General features: G+C 73.5%; 19 protein-coding genes and 1 pseudogene. 14 read left to right on the forward strand and 6 right to left on the reverse strand.

Going from position 1 to position 25,173, the window contains the following annotated elements:
- The first annotated feature begins 14 nt into the window (after positions 1 to 14).
- From mtrB to BJF86_RS15765, 5 genes are all read left to right on the forward strand, one after another.
- A complete protein-coding gene (gene mtrB, locus BJF86_RS15745) occupies positions 15 to 1,622 on the forward strand; it encodes an MtrAB system histidine kinase MtrB (RefSeq protein WP_083653234.1) in 1,608 nt (535 codons plus the stop codon).
- Positions 1,619 to 3,403 carry an LpqB family beta-propeller domain-containing protein gene (locus tag BJF86_RS15750; RefSeq protein ID WP_075820333.1) on the forward strand — a complete coding sequence of 595 codons (1,785 nt, stop codon included), beginning with the start codon at positions 1,619 to 1,621 and terminating at the stop codon, positions 3,401 to 3,403. Before mtrB ends, BJF86_RS15750 begins: the two co-directional genes overlap by 4 nt.
- Positions 3,404 to 3,449: 46 nt before the next feature.
- Complete coding sequence (locus BJF86_RS15755) at positions 3,450 to 4,181, forward strand: ComF family protein (RefSeq protein ID WP_075820335.1); 732 nt, start codon at positions 3,450 to 3,452, stop codon at positions 4,179 to 4,181.
- 131 nt (positions 4,182 to 4,312) lie between these two features.
- On the forward strand, positions 4,313 to 5,008 hold the full coding sequence (gene hpf / locus BJF86_RS15760) for a ribosome hibernation-promoting factor, HPF/YfiA family (protein ID WP_075814832.1): 696 nt from the start codon (positions 4,313 to 4,315) through the stop codon (positions 5,006 to 5,008).
- 107 nt (positions 5,009 to 5,115) lie between these two features.
- Positions 5,116 to 6,330: a winged helix-turn-helix domain-containing protein gene (locus BJF86_RS15765; protein ID WP_321166212.1), complete on the forward strand. Its 1,215-nt coding sequence runs from the start codon at positions 5,116 to 5,118 to the stop codon at positions 6,328 to 6,330.
- 9 nt (positions 6,331 to 6,339) lie between these two features.
- Here the strand turns inward: BJF86_RS15765 and BJF86_RS15770 are convergent, their stop codons facing one another.
- Positions 6,340 to 8,145, reverse strand: coding sequence for a GNAT family N-acetyltransferase (locus BJF86_RS15770; RefSeq protein WP_083653236.1), 1,806 nt, complete (start codon positions 8,143 to 8,145; stop codon positions 6,340 to 6,342).
- An 18-nt stretch (positions 8,146 to 8,163) separates the two neighbouring features.
- Between BJF86_RS15770 and secA the strand changes: the two are divergent.
- Positions 8,164 to 10,874, forward strand: a pseudogene (gene secA, locus BJF86_RS15775) (preprotein translocase subunit SecA).
- Between the two features lie 47 nt (positions 10,875 to 10,921).
- On the opposite strand, the gene BJF86_RS15780 reads toward secA, so the two are convergent.
- Positions 10,922 to 11,446: an Rv3235 family protein gene (locus BJF86_RS15780; protein ID WP_022924165.1), complete on the reverse strand. Its 525-nt coding sequence runs from the start codon at positions 11,444 to 11,446 to the stop codon at positions 10,922 to 10,924.
- On the reverse strand, positions 11,443 to 12,195 hold the full coding sequence (locus tag BJF86_RS17705) for a LysM peptidoglycan-binding domain-containing protein (protein ID WP_202817367.1): 753 nt from the start codon (positions 12,193 to 12,195) through the stop codon (positions 11,443 to 11,445). The genes BJF86_RS15780 and BJF86_RS17705 overlap by 4 nt, the downstream gene beginning before the upstream one ends.
- Before the next feature lie 150 nt (positions 12,196 to 12,345).
- Between BJF86_RS17705 and BJF86_RS17710 the strand changes: the two genes are divergently transcribed.
- Positions 12,346 to 12,891 (forward strand): hypothetical protein, encoded by a 546-nt coding sequence (locus BJF86_RS17710; protein ID WP_075820452.1) that lies wholly within the window; start codon positions 12,346 to 12,348, stop codon positions 12,889 to 12,891.
- A gap of 31 nt (positions 12,892 to 12,922) precedes the next feature.
- On the opposite strand, the gene BJF86_RS15795 is transcribed toward BJF86_RS17710, so the two are convergent.
- Positions 12,923 to 13,141: a helix-turn-helix transcriptional regulator gene (locus BJF86_RS15795; protein WP_022924162.1), complete on the reverse strand. Its 219-nt coding sequence runs from the start codon at positions 13,139 to 13,141 to the stop codon at positions 12,923 to 12,925.
- A gap of 143 nt (positions 13,142 to 13,284) precedes the next feature.
- Here BJF86_RS15795 and BJF86_RS15800 point away from each other — a divergent pair, with 143 nt between their 5' ends.
- From BJF86_RS15800 to pruA, 4 genes are all read left to right on the forward strand, one after another.
- Positions 13,285 to 13,962: an SAF domain-containing protein gene (locus tag BJF86_RS15800; RefSeq protein ID WP_075820344.1), complete on the forward strand. Its 678-nt coding sequence runs from the start codon at positions 13,285 to 13,287 to the stop codon at positions 13,960 to 13,962.
- Positions 13,959 to 15,413 (forward strand): AAA family ATPase, encoded by a 1,455-nt coding sequence (locus BJF86_RS15805; RefSeq protein WP_075820346.1) that lies wholly within the window; start codon positions 13,959 to 13,961, stop codon positions 15,411 to 15,413. The genes BJF86_RS15800 and BJF86_RS15805 overlap by 4 nt, the downstream gene beginning before the upstream one ends.
- A 116-nt stretch (positions 15,414 to 15,529) precedes the next feature.
- Complete coding sequence (locus BJF86_RS15810) at positions 15,530 to 15,982, forward strand: DUF6912 family protein (protein WP_075820348.1); 453 nt, start codon at positions 15,530 to 15,532, stop codon at positions 15,980 to 15,982.
- A 32-nt stretch (positions 15,983 to 16,014) separates the two neighbouring features.
- Positions 16,015 to 17,643, forward strand: a complete 1,629-nt coding sequence (gene pruA, locus BJF86_RS15815; protein WP_075820350.1) for an L-glutamate gamma-semialdehyde dehydrogenase — start codon at positions 16,015 to 16,017, stop codon at positions 17,641 to 17,643.
- A gap of 18 nt (positions 17,644 to 17,661) precedes the next feature.
- Here pruA and BJF86_RS15820 read toward each other — a convergent pair whose 3' ends face one another.
- Both BJF86_RS15820 and BJF86_RS15825 read right to left on the reverse strand, forming a co-directional pair.
- Positions 17,662 to 18,162, reverse strand: coding sequence for a DUF2505 domain-containing protein (locus BJF86_RS15820; RefSeq protein ID WP_022924157.1), 501 nt, complete (start codon positions 18,160 to 18,162; stop codon positions 17,662 to 17,664).
- Between the two features lie 22 nt (positions 18,163 to 18,184).
- Complete coding sequence (locus BJF86_RS15825; RefSeq protein WP_075820352.1) at positions 18,185 to 18,685, reverse strand: hypothetical protein; 501 nt, start codon at positions 18,683 to 18,685, stop codon at positions 18,185 to 18,187.
- Between the two features lie 129 nt (positions 18,686 to 18,814).
- Here BJF86_RS15825 and BJF86_RS15830 point away from each other — a divergent pair, with 129 nt between their 5' ends.
- Genes BJF86_RS15830 through BJF86_RS19200 form a run of 3 tightly spaced genes read left to right on the forward strand, consistent with a single transcriptional unit; the run spans position 18,815 to position 25,135 of the window.
- Entirely contained in the window at positions 18,815 to 23,614 is a 4,800-nt protein-coding gene (locus tag BJF86_RS15830; RefSeq protein WP_075820354.1) for an NAD-glutamate dehydrogenase, read from the forward strand.
- A 19-nt stretch (positions 23,615 to 23,633) separates the two neighbouring features.
- A complete protein-coding gene (locus BJF86_RS19195; RefSeq protein WP_237768265.1) occupies positions 23,634 to 24,386 on the forward strand; it encodes a histidine kinase N-terminal domain-containing protein in 753 nt (250 codons plus the stop codon).
- A complete protein-coding gene (locus tag BJF86_RS19200) occupies positions 24,383 to 25,135 on the forward strand; it encodes a sensor histidine kinase (RefSeq protein ID WP_237768266.1) in 753 nt (250 codons plus the stop codon). Before BJF86_RS19195 ends, BJF86_RS19200 begins: the two co-directional genes overlap by 4 nt.
- Positions 25,136 to 25,173 lie beyond the last annotated feature (38 nt).

The raw sequence follows: 25,173 nt of genomic DNA on the forward strand, positions 1-25,173 counted from the left end.
CGCAGCAGCCCGCGGTGCGGCGGCTGCTGCAGTGGTGGCGTGGCTCGCTGCGGGCCCGGGTGGTGACCTCCACGGTGCTCCTCGGCTCACTGCTCGCGGTGCTGCTCGGGAGCGTGCTCTACCAGCAGGTCGCACGGGGCCTGGTGGACCAGGCGATCGCCAGCGCCCAGCGGGACGCGTCCCAGCAGGTGGCCACGGCGCAGCGGGCCTTCGACTCCACCGACCGGCGGGACGACAGCGGGCTGCGCGGACTGGCCGAGGAGCAGATCCAGTCGATGAGCGGTCCGTCGGCCGAGGACGGCCGCCGGGTGCAGCTCCTCCCGGCCCTCGGCAACGAGCGGGGCGTCGTCGAGCGGATGGCGACCGGTGTGGCGGCCGAGGACATCCCGTCCTCGATGCAGGAGGCGATCGACGCCGACCCGGCCAACCAGCAGGTCGTCGTGGTGCCCGTCTCCCTCGAGGAGGGGGAGGAGCGGGCGGCGGCCGTCGTCGTCGGGTCACGGGTGTCGCTGCTGCGCGCCGGCCCCTACGACCTGGTGCTCGTCTACCCGTTGCTGCGCGAGCAGGAGACGCTGGACCTCGTGCGCCAGCTCTTCCTGCTCGGCGGGCTCGGTCTGGTCGCCCTGGTCGTGGGGCTCGCCCTGCTCGCGACCAGGATGGTCACCCGACCGGTGGAGGAGGTCGCCAAGGCGTCGCAGGAGGTGGCGCTGGGTCACCTCGACGAGCGGCTGCCGGTGGTCGGCAACGACGAGATCGCCCAGCTCGCGACGTCCTTCAACACCATGGCTGACTCCATCCAGCACCAGATCCGCGAGCTGCGCTCACTCTCCCAGCTGCAGCAGCGCTTCGTCTCCGACGTCTCCCACGAGCTGCGCACGCCGCTGACGACGATGCGGATGGCCGGGGACGTCCTGCACGCCTCGCGGGAGGACTTCACCGCCCCCGTCGCCCGCTCGGCCGAGCTCCTGGACCAGGAGATGGACCGCTTCGAGGACCTCCTCGCCGAGCTGCTGGAGATCAGCAGGTTCGACTCCGGGGCGGTCACTGTCGAGCGCCACGAGGAGGACATCGTGCCCACCGTCCGGGCCGCGGTCGACGGGGTGCGGACCCTCGCGGACAACCTCGGGACCTCGCTGCGGCTGCACCTGCCGCAGGAGCGGGTCGAGGTATGCATGGACGGACGTCGCGTCTCCCGCGTCCTGCGTAACCTCCTCACCAACGCGGTCGAGCACGGCGAGGGGCGGCCGGTGGACGTCACCGTGGCGGTGACCCCGCAGGTCGCGTCGATCTCCGTGCGGGACCACGGGATCGGCATGGACGAGGAGCAACGACGCCAGGTCTTCGACCGCTTCTGGCGCGCCGACCCGGCGCGCACGCGCACCACGGGTGGGACGGGCCTCGGGCTGGCCATCGCCCTGGAGGACGCCCGCGTGCACGGTGGCTGGCTGCAGGTCGGCAGCGAGCCCGGGCAGGGCGCCTGCTTCCGCCTGCTGCTGCCGCGGACGCATACCCACGTCATCGCGGAGGAGCCCTCGCCGGTGCCGTCGACGGGCTCGGCGGCGACCGACGCGGAGGTCCCGGCCGTGGTGCTGGCCCTGGACACGAGGGAGGACGACTCATGACCCGACCGGCCGCGCTGCTCGCGGCGGCCTCGGTGCTCACCCTGGCCGGCTGCTCCGGGCAGCTGCCGATGACCCCCGACCCCCGCCCCGGTCTCGCCGTGTCGCAGCAGTCCGAGCGGCAGGTGGAGCGCTTCCTCCCGGCCGCCCAGGCCGGGGACTCCGAGATGGAGATCGTCCAGGGCTTCCTGCGCGCGGGGGAGGGCTTCGCCAGCGACGACGACGTGTCGCGCACCTACCTCACCGACGAGCTCGCCAGCGACTGGGTGCCCACCTCGGACGTGATCGTCTACGACGGCGGGGGCGGCCTCACCCTCACCCGGACGGAGGAGGGCGAGGTGAGCGTCGAGATGCTGGCCGTGGGCCGGGTGGACGAGCGGGGGCGGCTCACCGAGCTCGCCCCGCGGACCACCACGGTGACCTTCGGGCTGACGCGGGTGGACGGGGAGCCCCGGATCAGCGCCTTCCCCGACGACGCCGGGCTGTGGCTGTCCGACACCGAGTTCGCGCGGGCCTTCCGGCCGACCACGATCTCCTACCTCAACCCGCAGCGGGACCTCTTCGTCCCCGAGCTGCGGTGGCTGCCCGACAGCGACGGCCTGCCGACGGCCGTCACCCGCGCGCAGCTCGCCCCGCTGCCCGCGCACCTCGAGGGCGCGGTCCGCACCGGGGCGCAGGAGGGACTGCGGCTGGCCACCCCGGCGGTGCCGGTGGACCCCTCGACGCTCGTCGCGACGGTCAACCTGCGGGGCGCCACGCTGGCGCAGGACGACACCCTGGCCGCGGACCTGAGCAGCCAGCTCGCGCACAGCCTGCTGGGGCTGACGTCCGTGGCCGGGGTCGATGTCCAGGTGGCCGGTCAGCCGTTGGCGCTGGAGGGGGTCGAGGGCGCGATCACCGGCGCGACGCAGCTGCCCTACGCCGAGCTCGAGCAGTCGACCGACCAGGTCCTGCTGCGCGTGGGCGAGGAGCTCACCGGGGTCGACCCGGCGCAGTACGCGCTGCGGGACCTGCCCTCCACGGGTGAGGACCGGCTCCCCACGGTCGGGCTGGACTGGACCGGGATCGCCGCCTCGGCGGACCTGGAGGACCTGACCGCCGTGTCGACCGACGGCAGTTCCTTCCGCCGGTGGCGCGGGGAGGAGGTGCACACCAACGCCGGGATCGGGGACGAGCTGACGACCCCGGCGGTCGACGGCGACGAGGCCTTCTGGCTGGGCGGCCTGCAGCGCAGCAGCCAGACCCCGCGCATCTGGGTCGTGGACCGCGCGGACCTCGACGGGGTGGCCCGTCCGGTGGAGACGCCCTGGCTCGCCGACGACGACCGGGTGCACGGCCTGTCGATCTCGCCCGACGGCAGCCGCGCGCTGGTCGTCCTGGAGCAGGTCGACCAGGACGGGCAGGAGGAGCAGGGACCCCACCCGCTCGTCCTCAGCGGCATCGTCCGCGACGGTCAGGGCCGCCCCGTCGGGTTGACCGACCCTGCCCCGGTCGCCGCCCAGCTGGAGGACGTCACCTCGGCCCGCTGGAGCGGCGCCGGTGAGGTCCTGCTCGTCGGGCAGCGAGCGACGGACGCCGGACCCCACCCCTTCCGGTTGCCGCTGGGCGGCTGGCTGGAACCGCTGGGCGAGCTCCCCGGCCTGGTGGACGCGGTGCCGGTGCCCGGCGCGACCGGTGTCGACGTGATCGCACGCACCCGGGACGGCGGGGTCTACGTCCCGGAGGGCCAGAGCGGCTGGCAGCCGGTGCGCAACGCCGACCAGGTCGTGGTGCCGGGCGGCTGACCTGTGGACGGGTGTCACCGGCCCTCTGTGCGTGCCAGGCTCGGGTATGCCGTGGCGCCCGGGTGTCGACCTGCGTGCCCTGCTCGACCTCCTCGCCCCGCAGGACTGCGCGGGCTGCGCGGCGGAGGGGTCCGTCTGGTGCGGGGCCTGTGAGAGCCTGTTGAGCGTGCCGCCGCGGCCCTGGCGCCCCACGCCCTGTCCTGCGGGCTTCCCCCCGACGTGGACCGGCCCGGACTACTCCGGCGTCGTGCGGGCGGGCCTCGTCGCGTGGAAGGAGCAGGACCGCGTCGCCGCGACCGGTGCGCTGGCGCAGGTCCTGCGCCGGTCGCTCCGGGCGGCGATCGCGGCGTCGCCGGAGCATCGCGCCGCCCTCGCCGTCGGCCACCCCGTGGCCGTGCTCCCCGCGCCCTCCTCCCGCCGCAGCACCCGCGCGCGCGGTCGCTCACCGGTGGGGGACCTCGCCCGGGCCGCCGCCGGTCCGGCTGCCGTCGTGCCGGGGCTGGTCCTGCGCCGGCGGGTGCGGGACCAGGCCGGGCTGTCGGCGACCGAGCGGGAGAGCAACCTCGCCGGGGCCGTCGACCTGGCGCCCCGTGCCGCGGCGCGGCTGGCGGGCCTGCCCTGCGTCGTGGTGGACGACATCGTGACGACCGGTGCCACGCTGACCGACTGCGCCCGCGCGCTGGCCGCGGGCGGTGCGGGTCCGGTGGTGGCGGCGACGGTCGCCGCGACGAGCCGTCACGGCGCCGAGCGGGACCGTGCCGAGCACCCTCTACCGTGAGCGCGGACGGCGGACTAGTGTTGGTCCATGGAGCACCTCGCGAGCAGACGTGAGGGGGTGAGGCCGGACGAGAGCAGGCGCCGCAGCCGACGCCATACCCCGCATCACACCGTCTTGCATGGAGGACTTTGATGGAACTCACCGTGACCGGTCGCAAGAGAGATGTCCCGGAGCGATTCCGCCGCCACATCGAGGACAAGCTCGACAAGATCCCGCAGCTGGCCCCCCGCGTCCGGCGTACCGAGGTGGTGCTCACGCACGAGGCCAACCCGCGCCAGGCCAAGGAGGCCGAGCGCTGCGAGATCACCTGCTACGTGCACCGGACCGTGGTCCGCGCCGAGGCCGCGGCCGACGAGGAGTATGCCGCCCTCGACCTCGCGATGGGCAAGCTGACCGAGCGGCTGCGCCGGATCCACGACAAGCGGCGGGTCTCGCACACCGGCAAGCACCGGCTCCCGTCGGTGGCCGAGGCGACCTTCGGGCTCCCCACCGAGCCGCTGGCCGACCGCGCGAACGGGTCGAGCGCACCCGACGCCCCCCGGGACCCGGAGGAGGCGGTGGACGAGGCGCTGCAGACCCAGGGCAACAGCCCGATCGAGATCCGGGAGAAGGTGCACTCCTCACCGCCCATGACCGTCGGCGAGGCGCTGTCCCAGATGGAGCTGGTCGGCCACGAGTTCTTCCTCTTCCACGACGCCGACGCCGACCGGCCGAGCGTGGTCTACCGCCGCAGGGGCTGGTCCTACGGCGTGCTGCGGCTGGACCACGCGGACGCCGACCCCGGGGACGCCTCGGAGGAGCCAGCCGCCGAGGCGGTCGCCTCCTGATGGCGGCCGGGTCGACGCGCCGCTGCGGGTGACCCCCGCACCGGCCCGGGTCCCGAGGACGACGACGACAACGACCCGGGCCGGGCCCGTCGGTGCACCGTGGCAGGGTGAGCACCGTGCTGACACTCTCCCCCGCCCAGGCGCGGCGCATCGCGCTCGCGGCACAGGGCTTCGGCCGACCACGCCCGAGCGAGCCCGGGACCCGGCAGCTGAGCGGCGTGCTGGACCGACTGGGCGTCGTCCAGATCGACAGCGTCAACGCGCTCACGCGCAGCCACTACCTGCCGTTCTTCTCTCGCCTCGGCCCCTACGACCAGACCCTGCTCGACCGGCTGCGTGACGGGTCCGGGGTGCGCGGCCGGGCCCGTGCCGGCCGGCGGATGGTGGAGTACTGGGCGCACGAAGCCTCGCTGGTCGGGCTGGACACGTGGCCCCACCTCGGCTTCCGGATGCGCCGCCCGCGGACCCTGGCCTGGCGCGCGGACCTGGAGCGCCAGCACCCCGGGCTGCTCGACGCGGTCCAGGCCGTGGTCCGGGAGCACGGTCCGCTCACCGCGAGGGAGGTCGAGGTCCACCTGCCGCACGGAGCGACGCGACGCACCGACCACTGGGGGTGGAACTGGTCGGCGGTCAAGACCTCCCTGGAGTGCCTCTTCGAGACCGGCGAAGTGACCAGCGCGGGGCGCAGCAGCCAGTTCGAGCGCTGGTATGCCGAGCCGCGGCGCGTGCTGCCGCCGAAGGTCCTGCTCCGCGCACCCGGCGGGCCGCAGGCACCGGAGGAGCTGGAGTCGGTCACCGAGCTGCTGCGGATGTCGCTGCGCGCACACGGGCTGGGCAGCCAGCGCTGCCTGGGTGACTACTTCCGGGTCCGGGGACCGCTCGTCGCGACCGCGCTGGAGCGGCTGGAGGTCAGGGGGGAGGCGGAGCGGGTGACGGTCCGCGGCTGGGACCGTCCGGTGTGGCTGGACCCGCAGGCCCGCCGGCCGCGCCGGGTGGAGGGGGCGGCGCTGCTCAGCCCGTTCGACTCCCTGGTCTGGCAGCGGGAACGGGTGGAGCAGCTCTGGGGGTTCCGCTACCGGCTGGAGATCTACGTGCCCGCGCCGCAGCGGGTGCACGGCTACTACGTGCTGCCCTTCCTCCTCGACGAGGAGCTCGTCGGGCGGGTGGACCTCAAGGCCGACCGGGAGGCCGGCGCGCTGGTCGCCCGGGCGGTCCACTGGGAGCCCGGCGCCGACGTCGCCCGGGCCGCGCCGCGGCTGCTCGCCGAGCTCGAGGCGATGGCCGGGTGGCTGGCACTGGGTCGGGTCGACCTGCCAGCCTGAGGGCGGTCCTCAGCGGTCGGTCGGTGCCGACGGCTCGTCGTCCTCGGCCAGCCGGTCGAAGCGCACCATGTCCTCCACCGTGCCGTCCCGCAGCGTCTCGGCCAGGCGGTCCCGGCCCACCTCGCGCATCCCCACGGCCCGGGCGACGCGCTGGCTCGCGACGTTGCTCGCGGCCGCCCGGAGGAAGACCCGGCGCAGCCCCAGACCGGACGACTCCTCCGCCGCGAAGGCGTGCCGCAGCACCGCAGCGACGGCGCGCGTGACGACCCCCCGGCCGCGGGCCTGCGGGTGGGCCCAGTAGCCGACCTCAGCGGTGCGCATCCCGCGGTCGAGCCCGCTCAACGAGACGTTGCCGAGGGGGACGTCCGAGCCCTCCTCCGCCACGCACCAGGTCAGCTGCTCGCCTCGGCGGGCCGCGAGCAGCGCACGGTCGATGAAGCCCAGCGCCTCGGCGCAGGTGTAGGGGTCGGGCAGCTCGGGCAGGTACTGCCGGGTGACCGGGTCGGTCGCCGCCTCGACCATCCGGTCAGCCTCGCCCGGGTCCGACCGCCAGGGCCGCAGCACCAGCCCGTCCGTCCGCAGCGTGGGGATGCCACGGTCCCCGGTCCCGTCCACGCCCGCGGACCCGAGCACGGACGCCGGGGGTCCGGGGCGGGGAGCCTGCTGGACCTCGGCGTCGGCGAGGAGCTCGAAGCGCACGTTGTCCTCCCGCTCGCCGTCCTGGGTGTAGACGCAGGCCTGCGCCTCGGTGGCGACCCAGCGGAAGCCCGCGCGCAGCAGTGCCCGGTGCGACGCGGCGTTGCGGACGTCGGCGTCGGCGGCGAGCCGGTGCAGGCCGAGCTCGCCGAAGGCATACCGGCTCGCCAGGGTCAGCGCCTCGGTCACCGCGCCGCGGCCGCGCCCCGAGGGGAGCAGCCAGTAGCCCACGGTCCCGCACCCCATCTCGAACGGGCTGCGCAGGCCGAAGACCGACATCAGGCCCAGCGCGGCGTCGTCCTCGGCGTCGGCGATGCACCACCGCAGCCCGGTGCCGCCGGCAGCACCCTCGCGCTGTGCGGCCAGCCACGACGCGACCCCCTCCTGGGTCGCCGGAGGCAGCACCGGCCCGACGAAGCTGCGCGCCAGGTCGTCCACCGACAGCAGTGCCGCGGCGTCGTCGGCGTCCTCGCGCCACGGGCGCAGCACGACCTGCTCACCCCGCAGGACCGGGGTCCGCAGCCAGGGGTATGCCGGTCGCCGCGGCTCCTCGCGCGCCAGCGTCGCGATCCAGCCGTCGCGGGGACCGGTGTCCTCACCCCACCCGGGCATGAGGCCACGCACCCGCTGGGGTACCGAGAAGCCGAGCCGCCAGGCGACCCGGCGCGAGGCCCAGTTGCCGACCTCGGCGCGCCACCGCGCCAACGCCGCCCCGTCCTGCTCGAAGGCATACCCGAGCGCGAGACCCAGTGCTGTGGTGGCGACCCCGTGGCCCCGGTGCTCGGGGTGGACCGCGAAGCCGACCTCGACGCCGCCGTGACCGTCGGGGCGGTACTCCACGGTGCCGGCGCCCTGCCACCCGTCGTCGCCCGCGCGCGTCTCGACCACCCAGCGGCGCGGTGTCCACGGCCGCTGCTCCGCCCAGCCCTGCGACGCGACGGCCACCGCGGCGCGGGCCTGCGTCTCGTCACGGACGGGGACCGCGTCGCCCCACCGGCGCGCCAGCTCGTCCTGCCCGAGCCCGACGAGCATCCGGACGTGCTCCGGGCCGGGAGGCACCAGCCGGACCCCGTCCCCGTCGCGCACCGGCCCTGCCGTCGATGCGGCATCCTCAGCCATGCCCGTTAGCCTAGACGCGTGCCGAACCTCTTCGAGAAGATCCTGCGCGCCGGGGAGAAGTCCGCGCTGCGCCGGCTGGAGACCGTCGCCAAGCAGGTCAACGCGCTCGAGGAGGACTTCGAGAAGCTGACCGACGCCGAGCTGCGCGAGGAGACCGAGCGGTTCAAGGCGCGGCTGGCCGACGGCCAGACCCTCGACCAGCTCCTGCCCGAGGCCTTCGCCGCCGTCCGGGAGGCCAGCAAGCGGACGATCGGCAAGCGGCACTTCGACGTGCAGCTCATGGGCGGTGCCGCGATGCACCAGGCAACGTCGCGGAGATGCGCACCGGTGAGGGCAAGACCCTCGTCGCGACGCTCCCGTCCTATCTCAACGCGCTCACCGGCAAGGGCGTGCACGTCATCACGACCAACGACTACCTCGCGCAGTACCAGTCCGAGCTGATGGGGCGGGTGCACCGGGCCCTCGGCCTCGAGACCGGCTGCATCCTGTCGTCCATGACGCCCGCGCAACGGCGCGAGCAGTACGCCATGGACATCACCTACGGCACCAACAACGAGTTCGGGTTCGACTACCTGCGCGACAACATGGCGACCGCCCTCAAGGACCTCGTCCAGCGGGAGCACCACTTCGCGATCGTCGACGAGGTCGACTCCATCCTCATCGACGAGGCGCGGACCCCGCTCATCATCTCGGGCCCGGCCGACCAGGCGACCAAGTGGTACACCGAGTTCTCCAAGGTGGTCCGACGGCTGGAGCGCGGAGAGGCCGCGGACCCGCTGCGCGGGATCGAGTCCACCGGCGACTACGAGGTGGACGAGAAGAAGAAGACGGTCGGCGTGCTCGAGCGCGGGATCGAGAAGGTCGAGGACTACCTCGGGATCGACAACCTCTACGAGTCCGCCAACACCCCGCTGATCGGCTACCTCAACAACGCCATCAAGGCGCGCGAGCTCTTCACCCGCGACAAGGACTACGTCGTCATGGACGGCTCGGTGATGATCGTCGACGAGCACACCGGTCGCATCCTGCCCGGGCGTCGCTACAACGAGGGCATGCACCAGGCGATCGAGGCCAAGGAGGGGGTGGAGATCAAGAACGAGAACCAGACCCTGGCCACGGTCACCCTGCAGAACTACTTCCGCATGTACGACAAGCTCGCCGGGATGACCGGGACGGCGCAGACCGAGGCCGCCGAGCTGCACCAGATCTACAAGGTGGGCGTCCTGTCGATCCCCACCAACATGCCGATGATCCGCGCGGACCGCTCGGACCTGGTCTACCGCACCGAGGAGGCGAAGTTCGCCGCGGTCGTCGACGACATCGTCGAGCGGCACCGCGCCGGGCAGCCCGTCCTGGTGGGCACGACCTCGGTGGCGAAGTCGGAGTACCTCTCCGACCAGCTCCGCCGGCGCGGCGTCAAGCACGAGGTGCTCAACGCCAAGCACCACGAGCGGGAGGCCTCGATCGTGGCCGAGGCCGGACGCAAGGGTGCGGTCACGGTGTCCACCAACATGGCCGGCCGCGGCACCGACATCATGCTCGGGGGCAACTCCGAGTTCCGTGCCGTCGCGGCGCTGCAGGCGCGGGGCCTGGACCCGCACGACACGCCGGAGGACTACGAGGCGGCGTGGGACAGCACCCTGGAGCAGGCCGAGTCCTCGGTCCAGGCCGAGCACGAGGAGGTCGTCGGTCTGGGCGGGCTCTACGTGCTGGGCACGGAGCGGCACGAGTCCCGCCGGATCGACAACCAGCTGCGCGGCCGCGCCGGGCGGCAGGGCGATCCCGGCGAGTCCCGCTTCTACCTCTCGCTGCAGGACGACCTGATGCGCATGTTCAACGCCGGGATGGTCGACCGGGTCATGTCCACCTCGGGGATGCAGGACGACGTCCCGATCGAGTCCAGGATCGTCTCGAGGTCCATCGCCAGCGCTCAGAGCCAGGTCGAGGCCCAGCACTTCGAGACCCGCAAGAACGTCCTGAAGTACGACGACGTCCTCAACCGGCAGCGCGAGGTCATCTACGCCGAGCGGCGGCGGGTGCTGGAGGGGGAGGACCTGCATGAGCAGGTGCGCCACTTCGTCAACGACGTCGTCGCCGACTACGTCACCAGCGCCGGCGGCAGCGGTCTCGCGGACGGTCTCGACCTGGAGGGTCTCTGGTCCGAGCTGGGCCAGGTCTACCCGGTGGGGCTGACGATCGACGACGTCGTCGCCCGGGCCGGTGGCCGGGCCGCGGTGACCGCCGACCTGCTCGTCGAGGAGCTCACCAGCGATGCGCAGCACGCCTACGACGCCCGGGAGGCCGAGCTCGGCGAGGAGATGATGCGTGACCTGGAGCGGCGCGTGGTGCTCCAGGTGCTGGACCGCAAGTGGCGCGAGCACCTCTACGAGATGGACTACCTCAAGGAGGGGATCGGACTGCGGGCGATGGCTCAGCGCGAGCCCCTCGTGGAGTACCAGCGCGAGGGCTACCAGCTCTTCCAGGCCGTCATGGAGGCGATCAAGGAGGAGTCCGTCCGCTACCTCTTCTTCGCCGAGGTCGCGGCCTCCGGGGACCAGCAGGCGCAGAAGCCGCAGTCGCTGACCTTCGTGGCCCCCACGGAGGACGGCGAGGCGCGCCCGAGCAGCGTGCGCGCCGACGGCAGCCACCGGGACCAGGCGCCGGCCTCCGGGGCAGCGGCGGGCAATCGGGCCCAGCGGCGGCGTGCCGCCCAGGGCCAGCGCCGCTGACGCCGGACGGGGAGCCGGGCGTCACGTCATCGCCCGTGGTCTCGCGCTCACCCGAGCTCGAAGGCGGTGATCACCCACCGCCCGTCCACGCCGCTCATCCGCACCGCGAGAGCGCGCACCCGGCCGTCCAGGAGGATGACGGCCGACAGCTCGCAGACCCCGTCGGCGGGGTGGCAGGTCAGCAGGGTGCGGACGCGGGGCGGCCGGTGCCGCCCGGCCCGACGTCGGGCCAGCTGCCCTCGCCGGCCGATCCGGTCCCGGACGTCGGGTGACAGCCACCGCGACAGCTGCTCCACCGGACGGCTGCCGGCGCAGACCTCGAGCACGGCACGCAGCATCCGCTCCGCCCAGGCCGAGGCCTCGGGCAGGTCGGTGGTGGGCGTGGCCTGCGGCCCGAAGAAGCTGTCGTAGGCGTCGTGCCGGAAGTCGACGGCCAGTGCCCCCTGCACGTAGTCCTCGGCGGGCGCTGCCGTGCGTCGACCCGATCGCCAGTCGCCACCATCGGCACCCGGCTCGGGCGGCACGACGGGGGTGAGGTGCAGGACGCCGGGCACCGAGGTCGCGCGGCTCATCGCCCCGGTCCCGTCGTGCCGGGCACCACGAGCTCCTGCCCCGGCAGCAGCAGGTCCGGGTCCGGACCGATCACGCCGCGGTTGGCGGCATACCACCGCGGCCACTCCTGCGCGACCTGCGCCGCCGTCGCGTCCGCACCGAGGTGTCGCTGCGCGAGGTCCCACAGGGTGTCACCGCGGCGCACCACGTGACGGTCGGGGAGGTCGTCCGCGACCCGGCCGCTGACCAGAGCCACGTCCGCGTGGGCCGGCTGCGTGGGGCCGGAGGTCGGCGTCCACCCGGGCGTCGGGACAGGTGCGGACGACGGCGTCCCCGAGGGCTGCTCGGCGTCCGAGGGGGTGTCCTCGGTCACCCCGGGCTGGAGCACCACCGGTGTCTGCGGCGGTGCGGCGAGCGCTGCTGCCCCGGTGGCCGCGGCGGCCGACGCCGAGATCGAGATGAGCAGCGCGCTCGCCAGGCGGACCGGGGCCGATGGCGTGGTGCGTCGCGTGGCGCCGGTGGTGCCGGGCCGCAGGTGCCAGGTCGCGGCGGCCAGGACCGCTCCGGTCGCCAGCAGCAGCCCGGCGGCGAGCAGGAGCATCGCGCTGAGCAGCGCAGGGCCGAGCGGGCCGGGGCCGCCTCCCGGCCACGTGGTCACCGCTCGTCCGAGCAGTCCGGTCCCCGCGACCGTGGCCCCGACCGTGCCCACGAGTCCGCACCCGGCCGGCCCCGCCCCGCGCGTCCGCAGGTCGCTTCCCGACGGATCCATCTCCCCTCCCTCTGACCGTCGTCGACGGTCTGATGCGTTCGTTTGCGGACGTTTGCGTCCACTGGTGGCACCGTAGGTGGCTGGGAGCGGGGGAGTCAAGGGGTGTGGACGGCGCACGTGGCGGTCCGGCGGCGGTGGCACGATGACCTCATGCGGTGGGACCAGCTCTTCGAGGACCTCGAGGCGCAGCAGCACGAGTGGCTGCGCCGTGAGGTCGAGACCGAGGCGGCGGATCACACCCGGGCCGAACGTGCCCGGGTCCATCTCGGCGACCGGCTGGCGGCCGACGTCGGACGGACGCTGCGGGTACGGGTCAGCGGGGTCGGCCCGGTCGTGGGGACCCTCGTGGACGTCGGGCCCGACTGGCTGCTGCTGCACGACGCGCAGCGGCGGGAGCAGCAGGAGAGCCTGGTGCTGACCGGTGCGCTCCGCTCGGTGGAGGGACTGACCGGACGCGTGGACGAGCGACCACGACGCCGGTCGCTGCGCCAGGCGCTGCGCGCCGTGAGCCGCGACCGGGCGCCGGTGCGGATCCACGACCGCGAGGGTGACCACCTGAGCGGGACGATCGACCGGGTGCTGGCCGACCACCTGGACCTGGCCCGGCACGCGGACGACGAGGCGCGCCGGGCCGCTGCCGTGCGCGGCACGGTGTCCGTGCCCTACGCCGCCGTGTCCATGCTCCGACGCCTGTGACCGGACCCCCGCCGACCGGCGATGAAGGGTGTCAGCGAGGTTCCTCGCCCTGGTGCAACGACTCTCGCGTCTCGGCATACATCCGCTGGATGTAGGCCTCGAGCTCGGTGCTCTCCACCCGCCAGACGCCGCGCCCGCCGAGCTTGATGCCGGCCAGCTGTCCGGACCGGACCAGTGCTTTGACCTGCGACAGCGAGACGTTCAACGTGTCCGCCACGTCGGGCAGGGTCAGGAATCGTGGCCCGGGCACGCCGGCCTCCTCTCGTCGGTCGTCCGGTCCGATCCTACGGTCGTCGCACCCGGTGCGTGAGGACGGTTGTGGACGATGGCTGCCCTCACCGGCCCGCCGCGGGTTATCGTGCGGGCGAGCCGCACGACGAAGGGGGTCGGGAGATGGGACCGACAGGGCAGGGCGAGCAACCGCGCACGGTGCGCCGGCTGCGTGCGCCCGGGTGGCGCGACCTGAGGCTGCTCGTGGGGCTGCTGCTGGTCGTGCTCTCGGTGGCCGGCGGAGCGCGCCTGGTCGCCGGGCTCGACGACACCCGCCCGGTCTATGCCGCGGCCCGGGACCTCGTGCCCGGGCAGCCGCTGGAGGAGGGTGACCTCGTGCCCGTCCAGGTCCGGCTGGGCGAGGGGGCCTCGCACTACCTGGACGCCGGCACCCCGGTCTCCGAGGGCACCTACCTGCTGCGCGGGGTGATGGAGGGCGAGCTCGTGCCGGGCGCGGCGGTGGGCACCGAGCGCGAGGCGCTGGACAAGACGGTGAACGTGCCGGTGGACGCCCAGGCGGTCTCCGGGCTGACCTCGGGCACGCCGGTGGACGTCTGGGTGAGCCGCCGTGACACGGAGGCCGTCGGGGAGGCCTATCTCGACCCCGAGTTGCTGCTCGCGGGCGCGGTCGTCGACCGGGTGTCGGAGGAGTCCGGTGGTCTCGGCGCCCAGATCGGCGGCTCGTCGGTGTCGCTGGTGGTGCCGGCCGACCGCGTCGGCGACGTCATCGGGGCGGTCGACCAGGACTCCCGGCTGACCCTCGTGCCGGCCCCGCGGACGCAGGTGGGGTCGGACGGGTGAGCCGCCCGCTCGTCACCGCGGTGGCGCCCCGGTGGGAGAGCCAGGTCGCGACCCTCCTCGACGGATCGGGCCAGGCGCATCTGGTGCGTCGGTGCGCGGATCTCGCCGAGCTGCTCGGCGTGTGCCGTGCCGGGCTCGCGCAGGTGGCGCTGGTCTCCTGGGACGTGCGCGGGCTGGACCGGGAGATGGTGCACGCGCTCGTCGACGCCGGTGCGCAGGTCGTGGGGCTCCACCCGCAGGGCGACGACGAGGCGGCCCGGGTGCTGCTCCGCTGGGGAGCGCACGCGACGCTGGCCATGGACGGCTCGACCTCCGACCTGGACGCCTCGCTCGCCGGGCTCGACGACGGTGCGGCCGCTGACGGGGTGGACGGCCTCGCGCCGGGGCAGGGGGTCGAGGAGAGCTCCCTGGAGGTCAGCCGCGCCGCCCAGCAGCACGCTGCCGACGCCCGGGCCGGTGGTCGGCCCACGGGTGGGCGGCTCGGCCGGTGGCGCGGCCGCTCCCAGGCAGGGTCGACACCGGTCACGGAGGCCGACGAGCACGACCTCGACGAGACGGCGGCGACGCCGCCGGACGACCCTGAGGCCACCCACGACGACGAGCGCGAGGGGGAGGTGGTCGTCGTCTGGGGCCCGCACGGCAGCACCGGCCGGACCACGGTCGCGGTCAACCTCGCCGCCGAGCTGGCCGACCCGGTCCGCCCGGTCGTGCTCGTCGACGCCGACACCTACGGCGCCACGGTGGCGCAGGCGCTCGCCGTGCTGGACGAGTCGCCGGGGGGCGCCGCCGCCGCCCGTGCCGCGGACCAGGGGTCGCTGGACGAGACGGCCCTGCTCCGACTGGCCCCGCAGGTCCGTCCCGGGCTGCGGCTGCTCACCGGGCTGCCCCGGGCGGACCGCTGGACCGAGCTGCGGGAGGCGGCCCTGTCGGAGGTGCTGCAGCAGGCCCGGTCCGTCGCACGCTGGGTGGTGGTGGACGTGGCACCGACGGTCGAGCAGGACGAGGAGCTCTCCTTCGACACCGGAGCGCCCCGGCGCAACGGGGCAGCCCTGTGCGCGCTGCAGGAGGCCGACCGGGTCGTCGTGGTGGGCACCGGCGACCCGGTGGGCTTGCAGCGGCTCGTGCGGGCCCTGGACCAGCTGCCGACGCTGACGACGGCGCGGCACCAGGTCGTCGTGACCCGGGTGCGGTCCGGACCGGTCGGGCCAGAGCCAGGGCGGCGGATCACCGAGACGCTGCGCCGCTTCGCGCGGACCGACGAGGTGCGCCTCGTCCCCGAGGACCGGGAGACGCTGGACGCCGCGCTGCTGCACGGGCATACCCTCGCCGAGACGCGGCCGGGCAGTCCGGCCCGCACCTCGATCCAGCAGCTGGCCCGGGACCTGGACGGAGCCGGGAGCGCCCCGCCCCGTCGCTCTCGCTGGGCCGGGCTGCTGGGCGTCGGACGCTGAAGGTCCGGCGCCCACGGCCCCGGACATGCTCGCGCACCGCGGATCTGACACCATGGCGGCGTCCGCACCCGGTCCGGTGCGCGACCAGGCCACCACCGGTGACGAGGAGGGCACAGATGACCACCGTGCGCTGCTACCTGCCGCTGAGCGCTGAGAGCCTGGTCCGCCTGCGGGACGAGCGTCGCCTGACCGGTCCGCTCCGCGCGACGGCGGTGACCGAGCAGGCTCGCGCCGCCGAGCCCACCGCTGACGAGGACGAGCTGGAGTATGCCGCGTCCCAGGCGGCGGCGGCCTCGCTCGCCGGCAGCGGCGCGCCCGTGGTCGTCGCGGCGGCGGACGTGCAGGACCGGGACGTCCGGGCGGACGGCGGCGGGTGGATCCACGTCGACGGGGTCCTCGAGCTCGCCCGGGTGGCCGCACTCCACCTCGGGGACGACGTCGTCTCCGGGAGGCGCGAGCCGCTGCCCGCGCCGGGGGAGGACCTCGAGCTGTCCTGGTTCGACACCACCGAGCTCGACCACGTGCTGGAGCTGACCGAGCGCCTCGCGCGCACCGACACCGCCGGCTGAGCCCGGCCACGACCGACAGGAGAGCTGTGCCGATGGATGGCATCGTCGACGTCCCCACCCCGCTGAACGAGCCGGTCCTGGACTACGCGCCGGGCAGCACCGAGCGCGCTGCCCTCGAGGTGGCGCTCGCCGAGATCGCGGCGACCCCCGTGGACCTGCCCCACGTCATCGGGGGCCGGGAGGTCACCGGCGGCGGCAAGGCCATCGACGTCGTGCAGCCGCACGCCCACGCCGAGGTGCTGGGGACGATGCGGGACGGGACCAAGAAGGACGCCACCGCCGCCGTCGACGCCGCGCTGGCCGCCGGCGAGGGCTGGCGCGCGATGTCCTTCGAGGAGCGGGCCTCCATCTTCCTCAAGGCGGCGGACCTGCTGACCGGTCCCTGGCGGGCGCGGATGAACGCCGCCACCATGCTCGGGCAGAGCAAGACCCCGCTGCAGGCCGAGATCGAGGCCGCCTGCGAGCTGGCCGACTTCTGGCGGTTCAACGTGCACTTCGCCCGGCAGCTGCTCACCGAGCAGCCGCTGCGCAACCCGCGCGGGTCGTGGAACCGCATCGACCAGCGGCCGCTGGAAGGCTTCGTCTACGCGGTCACCCCCTTCAACTTCACCGCCATCGCCGGCAACCTGCCCACCGCGCCGGCACTCATGGGCAACACCGTGGTGTGGAAGCCGGCCACGACCCAGCAGCGGGCCGCCAGCATGATCATGGAGCTGCTGCAGGAGGCCGGCCTGCCCGACGGCGTCGTCAACATGGTGACCGGTACCGGGCCGGCGATCTCCGAGGTCACCCTCGCCCACCCCGACCTCGCCGGGGTGCACTTCACCGGCTCCACGGCCGTCTTCAACTCGTTCTGGCACCAGATCGGCAGCAACCTGTCGACCTACCGCTCCTACCCGCGCATCGTGGGCGAGACCGGTGGCAAGGACTTCATCGTCGCCCACCCCAGCGCCGAGCTGGACGTGCTGCGCACCGCGATGGTCCGCGGTGCCTTCGAGTTCCAGGGCCAGAAGTGCTCGGCCGCGTCGCGCGCCTACGTCCCCGCCTCCGTGTGGTCCCGGCTGAAGGACGACCTGGTGCAGACCACCGAGGGCATACCCATGGGTGACGTCCGCGACCTGTCGAACTTCATGGGTGCGGTGATCGACGCCAAGGCCTTCGCCAAGCACAAGGACGTCATCGACCGGGCGCACGCCGACGACGGGGTCGAGGTCGTCGCCGGAGGCACCTACGACGACTCGGTGGGCTGGTTCGTCCGCCCGACCGTCGCTGTCGTGGACGACCCCAGCCACGAGATGATGACGACGGAGTACTTCGGGCCGATCCTCGCCGTGCACGTCTACCCGGACGACGGCTGGGACGCCATGCTCGACCAGATGGAGTCGGTGACGCCCTACGCCCTCACCGGCGCGGTGATCTCCCAGGACCGTGCGGCGGTGAACGAGGCGGTGCGGCGGCTGCGGTTCGCCGCCGGCAACTTCTACATCAACGACAAGCCCACCGGCGCCGTCGTGGGCCAGCAGCCGTTCGGCGGCGCCAGGGCCTCGGGCACCAACGACAAGGCGGGCTCGGCCGCCAACCTGCAGCGGTGGGTCAACACCCGGGTCATCAAGGAGACCTTCGTGCCGCCGACCGACTACCGCTACCCGCACATGGGGTGAGGCTGGGGCGCCGAGGACTCAGTCGCGGGTCAGCCACTCGCGGGCGACGCCCTCCTCGAGCTGCACGAACTCCTTGACCCGTGCCGCCACCTCGCGCTCGATGCGGTGGCCGAGGAAGGGGATGCGGGCCTCGAGGTCGCCGTCCACGACGTGGTCTGTCGTGCCCTCCCCGGCACGCCGCAGGTGGATGCCGCCGGTGAACGACACCGGCAGGCCCGGCAGCTCCAGGCTCATGGCCCCCTCCCGCTCGCCGTCGGCGTCCGGGGAGCCCCACCGCACCGTCTCGACGACGAGCAGCTGCGGACCCACGAGGGTCTTGGCGATGTCCGGTATGCCGTCGTTCGGGAGGTGCCGACGCGTGGTCACCGTGGTGCTGCCGTCCGCCGCGGGCTCGATCTGGATGGTCTGGTCCAGCGCTCCCGACCGCTCGCAGCGCAGCACCTGGTAGCCGTGGTCGGTCAGCATCTCGAAGGTGCGCTGCGGGTCCGCGGGGTGCGAGATCGTCTCGGTGATCCTCATGGGCTCACGGTACGACCTGAGGTCAGGGTGCGGGCAGCGCGGCGCGCAGGCGTCGCTGGCACCGGTGCAGCCGCCGGAGCACGACGCCCTTGTCGCCCGGCCCGAGCACGCCGCGTCGAGTCCGGTCCGCCACCTGGTCCAGCAGGTCCGCCACCTCCTCCAGCACGCCTGCCGCGGTGGCGACCCAGGGGACCGGGTGGTCGCCCAGGGCGGGGGTGTGGGCTCGGAGCCGTGCCGCGGCAGCCCGGCAGCCGGCGTGGTCCGGGAGGCGGTCGGTGGCACCGATGGCGCCGACGACGAGCGGCTGGGGACGGGGTGTGTCCCGCCTGGACGCGGCATCGGCGAGCAGGTGCGACACGGCGTCGAGCACCCCCTCCGTCAGTCCGCTGGCCTCGGCCCACCCGAGGTCCGGGGCCAGCCCGCTGATCTCCTCGGCGGCGCGCAGCAGCCGGCCGGGGTCGGCGTCGACCGGGGCCGGGGCCGTGGCGTCCGCGGGGTCGGAGGGCCACCGGGGGACGGACATGAGACCACTCTAGGCAGCCGCCCGGGTCCTGTGCGGCGCTCGTCCCCAGGCGGGTACCCTGACGGCAGGGGTGCACGTCGTGGTGCGCCCGTGGCCTGATGCCGCGACCTGAAGGAGTGCTCGCACCAGATGACGTCCACCGACACGCTCACCGACAGGTTCTTCCACCACCTGGCCCCGGCCGCGTTGGCCGGGCGGGACGAGGGGCAACGCTCGGCGATGGCAGGGGCGATGGCCCGGTTGTCCGGGGAGCGGGCCCAAGGACGGGCCGCGGTGCGCGTCCTCAACCCCACCCTCGAGGACGGCGGCTGGACCAGCCGGCAGACGGTGGTCCAGGTCGTCACCGACGACATGCCCTTCCTCGTGGACTCGGTGCTCGGCGGGATCGCCCGCCACGGACTGGGGGTGCACCAACTCCTGCACCCGCGCCTCGTCGTCGACGAGGGCTCCGGCGAGGTGCTGGACGTCGACACCGCGCAGGTGGGCGAGGGGCACCGGGTCGAGTCCTGGATCCACGTCGAGGTGGACCGTGTGCCGGACCCGGACCGGCGCGCGGCGCTGCAGCACGACCTCGAGCGGGTGCTCGCCGACGTGCGCCGCGCCTGTCAGGACTGGAAGGCCATGCGGCAGCGGGCCCGGGCCATCGTGGCCGAGCTCGAGATCGGTCCACCCCGGTCGGTGCCGTCGGACGAGGTCGGCCCCGTCGTCGACTTCCTGACCTGGATCGACGACCACCACTTCACCTACCTGGGATACCGCAGCTACGACCTGGTGGACACCGACGACGGGCTCGCGCTCCAGGCGGTGCCCGGCAGCGGTCTGGGCATCCTGCGGGAGACCGGGGCCCAGCCGTCGCCGACGGTGCTGCGGCCCGTCGCGGCCCGGACGGCGCGGGAGCCGCAGCTGCTCACCGTGACCAAGGCCAACACCCGGGCCACCGTCCACCGGTCCGTGCCGCTGGACTACCTGGGGATCCGCCGCTTCGACGAGCAGGGCGAGGTCGTCGGGGAGCACCGCTTCCTCGGGCTGTTCACCCAGAGCGCCTACGCAGAGTCGACCCAGCGGCTCCCGATCGTCGGCGCCAAGGTGCAGCAGGTGCTGGAGGAGTCCGGCTTCGCGCCCGACAGCCACAGCGGCAAGGACCTGCTGAGCATCCTGGAGGCCTACCCCCGGGACGAGCTCTTCCAGGCCTCGGTGGAGCACCTGGCGGCGACGGCCGGCGACGTGGTCCGGCTCCTGGAGCGTCCGGCGGCGAAGGTCTACGTCCGCCCCGACGAGTTCGGGCGCTTCGTCAGCGCGCTGGTCTACCTGCCGCGAGACCGCTACAACACCGCCAACAGGCTCCGGGTGCAGCGGTTGCTGGAGGAGGCCTACGGCGGCGAGCTGGCGGACTACGCCACCCGGGTGGGCGACGGACCGCTGGCCCAGCTCCACTTCGTGATCTCGGTCCCCAAGGACGCCGACCTGCCGGAGGTGGACCAGGCCGAGCTGCAGGAGCGGCTGGCGGCGGTGACCCGGACGTGGGTGGAGGGCCTGTCGGACGCCGTCGCGGCGCACGTCGAGGACGAGGGGGCCACGGGCGACCTCGTGGCCCGCTACGCCGACGCCTTCCCGGAGGCCTACAAGGAGGACTTCGACGGTGAGGCCGCCTACCTGGACCTGCAGCGGATGGGTGAGCTGCACGGCAGCGAGGCCTCGGCCCGGCCGCACGTCTACCGCGGGGAGGGCGACGCCGCCACCGAGCGACGGCTCAAGGTCTACCGCTCCGACCCGATGTCGCTCACCCACGTCCTGCCGGTCTTCGCCGACCTCGGGCTCGAGGTGACCGTCCAGCGCCCCTACGAGCTCGACGGCAGCGACGACGACGGCTCCTCCGACTACATCTACGACTTCGGCCTGCGGGCGCGCGAGGAGTCGGTCTGGACCGGTGGCGAGCACCGGACGGAGGAGGAGGCGGCCCGCGCCTTCGAGGACGCCTTCACCGCGATCTGGGGCGGGGCCAGTGAGTCGGACACGCTCAACTCGCTCGTGCTCACGGCGGGACTGGACTGGCGGCGCGTGGTCATCCTGCGCACGCTGGTGCGTTACCTGCGCCAGGTCGGCACCTTCAGCCTGGACTACCTCGAGGAGGCGCTGGTCGCCAACCCGGGCATCGCACGGCTGCTCATCGACCTCTTCGCGGCACGCTTCGACCCTGATGCCGAGGGGGGCGAGCAGGAGCGCGAGCAGCGGACCGCTGATGTCTCCGACGACCTCTACCGCGCGCTCGACGGGGTCGCGAGCCTGGATCAGGACCGCATCCTGCGCAGCCTCGCGGACGTCGTCCGGGCGACGCTGCGCACCAACTTCTACCAGGGGGACGAGGACGGTGAGCCCAAGGCCTGGGTGAGCCTCAAGTTGCTGCCGCGCGAGCTCGAGCTCCTCCCCGAGCCGCGCCCCGCCTTCGAGATCTGGGTGTATGCCCCGCGCGTGGAGGGCAGTCACCTGCGCTTCGGGCCGGTGGCCCGAGGCGGGCTGCGCTGGAGCGACCGGCGCGAGGACTTCCGCACCGAGGTGCTTGGCCTGGTCAAGGCGCAGATGGTCAAGAACGCCGTCATCGTCCCGACCGGGTCCAAGGGTGCCTTCTTCCCCAAGCAGCTGCCCGACCCGGCGGCGGACCGCGAGGCGTGGATGGAGGAGGGCAGGGCCGCCTACCGCACCTTCATCAGCGGGATGCTCGACATCACCGACAACCGGCGCGGCGGCGAGGTGCAGCAGCCCGATCGGGTCGTGCGTCACGACGGCGACGATCCCTACCTCGTCGTCGCGGCGGACAAGGGCACCGCCACCTTCTCCGACATCGCCAACGGGGTCGCGCGGGACTACGGCTTCTGGCTGGACGACGCCTTCGCCTCGGGAGGTTCGGCGGGCTACGACCACAAGGGCATGGGGATCACGGCGCGCGGCGCCTGGGAGTCGGTCAAGCGGCACTTCCGGGAGCTGGGTCTGGACACCCAGTCCGAGGAGTTCACCGTCGTCGGCATCGGCGACATGAGCGGCGACGTCTTCGGCAACGGCATGCTGCTGTCCGAGCACATCCTGCTGGTGGCGGCGTTCGACCACCGGCACATCTTCCTCGACCCCGACCCCGACGCGGCGACCTCCTTCGCCGAGCGTCGACGGCTCTTCGAGCTGCCCCGGTCGAGCTGGGAGGACTACGACACCTCGCTCATCAGCGAAGGGGGCGGGGTCTACCCCCGGAGCCAGAAGTCGCTCCCGGTGAGCGAGCAGGTCCGGGCGCGCCTCGGGCTCCCCGACGAGGTGACGTCGATGACGCCGCACGAGATGCTGCGCGCCATCCTGAGCGCCCCGGTCGACCTGCTGTGGAACGGCGGGATCGGCACCTATGTCAAGGCCTCCACGGAGACCGACGCCCAGATCGGCGACCGCGCCAACGACCCGATCCGGGTGGACGGCCAGGACCTGCGGGTCCGGGTCGTCGGCGAGGGCGGCAACCTCGGGCTGTCGCAGCGCGGTCGCATCGAGGCGGCCGAGCACGGGGTGCACGTCAACACCGATGCCATCGACAACTCCGCCGGGGTCGACACCTCCGACCACGAGGTCAACATCAAGATCGCCCTGACCCCCCTGGTCCAGGACGGCACGATGTCGATGGCCGAGCGTGACGAGCTGCTCGCCTCGATGACCGAGGAGGTGGCGGACAAGGTGCTGCGGCACAACTACGACCAGAACGTCCTCATCGGCAACGGCCGTCACCAGCGCGAGGTCATGGTGACCGTCCACCAGCGGCTCATCCGCTACCTGAGCGAGCACGCAGGGCTCGACCCCGAGCTGGAGTTCCTGCCCGACGACGCCGAGTGGGAGCGTCGTGAGAATGAGGGCCTGGGACTGACCAGCCCCGAGTTCTCCGTGCTCGTCGCCTACGCCAAGCTGGGCCTGAAGGATGCGCTCATCGAGACCGAGCTGCCGGACGACCCGGCGCTCGCGGAGTCGCTGCTCACCTACTTCCCGGAACCGCTGCGGGAGGTCGCCGCGGAGCAGATCACCGAGCACCCGCTGCGCCGGCAGATCGTGGTCAACGAGATCGCGAACGCCATGGTCAACCGCGGTGGGGTGTCCTTCGCCTTCCGGGCCGTGGAGGAGACCGGCGCCACGGTCGCGCAGATCACCCGCGCGTTCCACGTCGTCCGCTCCGTCTTCGGGTTGGCCGACTTCACCGCCGCCGTGGAGCGGCTGGACAACACCGTTCCGACCGATGTCCAGACCGAGCTCTACCTCGAGTTCCGCCGCCTCCTGGACCGCGCGACCCGGTGGTTCCTCAACAACCGGTCGCTCTCCACCGGGATGGACGCCGAGATCGAGCGCTTCACGGAGCCGGTGCGACGCCTGGTCCCCGCACTGCCGGAGCTGCTGCAGGGCAGCGAGCGGGAGCGGTGGCAGGAGCGCGCGGAGTGGGCCCGTGCCAACGACATCCCGGACGAGCTCGCGGCGCTCTTCGCCTCGTTGCTCGACAGCTACTCGCTGCTGGACGTGGTCGAGCTGGCCCAGGACATGGACCGGGACGTCGACGAGGTGGCCCAGGTCTACTTCGGGGTCTCCGAGGCCTTCCGGATCGACGACCTGCTCACCCACGTCTCGCACCTGCCGCGCGAGGACCGCTGGTCCTCCCTGGCCCGGGGCGCGCTGCGGGACGACCTCTACGGCGTCATGCGCGGGCTCACCCGCACCGTGGTCGAGCGCACCGACTCCGGCGAGTCCGCCGAGGCGCTGGAGCGGGTCCGCGAGTGGATGGCGGAGAACCGAGAGGCGCTGGTGCGGACCAGCCAGGTGCTGCGCACGGTGAGCGCGATGGACCAGCCGGACCTCGCCCCGCTCTCGGTGGCGCTGCGGACCCTGCGCGGCCTGGTCCGGCAGGGATCGGCCGACTGACCTCTGCGACACTCTCCTCGTGGCTGTTCTGCGGGAGACCCTGTCGCGGTCGTCGATGTCCGGAGCGGACGTCGACTGGGTGCACCGGCTGGTGGGCGACTGGCAGATGCTGGCCGACCTGGCCTTCGCCGACCTGACGCTCTGGCTGCCGGTCCAGCGGGACGACGCCGCGGACCCGCACGTCTCGCCGTGGTTCCTTGCGGCGCACGCCCGTCCCTCGACGGGGCCCAACTTCTACCACGACGACGTCATCGGGCAGACGCCCGACGAGGGCCGGCAGCGGCTCCTGACGCAGGTCATGGAGACCGGCCGGTCCACGACCCCGGACGAGGTGGGCTTCGTCCGGGAGCAGTACGTCCCCGTCGTGCGCACCGGGCGCCCCATCGCGGTCCTGGTCCGGCACACCGACCTGCAGAACATGCGCCAGCAGGGTGGCCTGGAGGTCAACTACCTCCAGATCAGCCAGCAGCTGTTCTCGATGATCGCCGAAGGTGCCTTCCCGATGGACCACACCGCGACCGGGGTGGGCCGTGGCACGCCCCGCGTCGGTGACGGGGTGCTGCGTCTCACGGCGGAGGGGATCATCGACTACGCCAGCCCCAACGCGGTCTCGGCGCTGCGGCGGCTCGGGCACACCGACCACGTCAACGGCGCCGACCTGGCGGAGATCGTCTCGGCCCGGCTGGCCCGCGGCTCCAGCGTCGACGAGACCGTGCCGCTGGTGCTCACCGGTCGGGCGCGTGGGGGACCGAGATCGAGACCGGGGCCATGAACCTCACGCTGCGGTCGGTGCCGCTCACCCGGGGCGGCGAGCGGGTCGGGGCGCTGCTGCTCCTGCGGGACGTCAGCGAGATCCGACGGCGGGAGCGTGAGCTGCTGAGCAAGGAGGCGACGATCCGGGAGATCCACCACCGGGTCAAGAACAACCTGCAGACCGTGGCGGCACTGCTGCGGCTGCAGTCCCGGCGGCTGGACGACCCCAAGGCGCAGGAGGCGCTCGCCGAGGCGGGACGTCGGCTGTCGACGGTGGCCCTCGTGCACGACACCCTCAGCCAGGGCTTCAGCGAGCAGGTCGACTTCGACGACGTCGCCACCCGCATGCTGCGGGCCACGGTGGAGGTCGCCTCGACCCAGGCCGTGGTGGAGCCGGTGCTCGAGGGGTCCTTCGGCTGGCTGCCCCCGGACGACGCGACGCACCTGGCGATGATCCTGGCCGAGCTCGTCCACAACGCGGTCGAGCACGGCTTCGAGGAGGGGGAGGAGCGTGGCGGGGGCTACCGGGTCGTGGTGAGCGCGCACCGGCACCGGGACACCGAGGCGGGCGAGGACCTGCTCGAGGTGAGCGTCGCGGACAACGGCACGGGGTATGCCCCGTCCGGCACCGAGCGTCACGGCCTGGGCACGCAGATCGTCGAGGCCCTCATCAGCGACCTGCGGGGTCAGATCAGCTGGGAGACGGCGAAGCCGCACGGGACCGTCGTGCGGTTCACCGTGCGGCTTCGCGGGTCCGTCACCGCCTGAGGGTCACGGCCTCGGGCGGGGACGGGGTACGGGTGCGG

Origin of the sequence: Serinicoccus sp. CNJ-927, assembly GCF_001942435.1 — a bacterium.
GTDB classification, from domain to species: domain Bacteria; phylum Actinomycetota; class Actinomycetes; order Actinomycetales; family Dermatophilaceae; genus Ornithinicoccus; species Ornithinicoccus marinus.

Coding starts and splice junctions, on each gene's coding strand:
- BJF86_RS15750 (WP_075820333.1), top strand. CDS start 1,619: ATGACCCGACCGGCCGCGCTGCTCGCGGCGGCCTCGGTGCTCACCCTG.
- BJF86_RS15755 (WP_075820335.1), top strand. CDS start 3,450: ATGCCGTGGCGCCCGGGTGTCGACCTGCGTGCCCTGCTCGACCTCCTC.
- hpf (WP_075814832.1), top strand. CDS start 4,313: ATGGAACTCACCGTGACCGGTCGCAAGAGAGATGTCCCGGAGCGATTC.
- BJF86_RS15770 (WP_083653236.1), bottom strand. CDS start 8,145: ATGGCTGAGGATGCCGCATCGACGGCAGGGCCGGTGCGCGACGGGGAC.
- BJF86_RS15780 (WP_022924165.1), bottom strand. CDS start 11,446: ATGAGCCGCGCGACCTCGGTGCCCGGCGTCCTGCACCTCACCCCCGTC.
- BJF86_RS17705 (WP_202817367.1), bottom strand. CDS start 12,195: ATGGATCCGTCGGGAAGCGACCTGCGGACGCGCGGGGCGGGGCCGGCC.
- BJF86_RS17710 (WP_075820452.1), top strand. CDS start 12,346: ATGCGGTGGGACCAGCTCTTCGAGGACCTCGAGGCGCAGCAGCACGAG.
- BJF86_RS15800 (WP_075820344.1), top strand. CDS start 13,285: ATGGGACCGACAGGGCAGGGCGAGCAACCGCGCACGGTGCGCCGGCTG.
- BJF86_RS15810 (WP_075820348.1), top strand. CDS start 15,530: ATGACCACCGTGCGCTGCTACCTGCCGCTGAGCGCTGAGAGCCTGGTC.
- pruA (WP_075820350.1), top strand. CDS start 16,015: ATGGATGGCATCGTCGACGTCCCCACCCCGCTGAACGAGCCGGTCCTG.
- BJF86_RS15820 (WP_022924157.1), bottom strand. CDS start 18,162: ATGAGGATCACCGAGACGATCTCGCACCCCGCGGACCCGCAGCGCACC.
- BJF86_RS15825 (WP_075820352.1), bottom strand. CDS start 18,685: ATGTCCGTCCCCCGGTGGCCCTCCGACCCCGCGGACGCCACGGCCCCG.
- BJF86_RS15830 (WP_075820354.1), top strand. CDS start 18,815: ATGACGTCCACCGACACGCTCACCGACAGGTTCTTCCACCACCTGGCC.
- BJF86_RS19200 (WP_237768266.1), top strand. CDS start 24,383: ATGAACCTCACGCTGCGGTCGGTGCCGCTCACCCGGGGCGGCGAGCGG.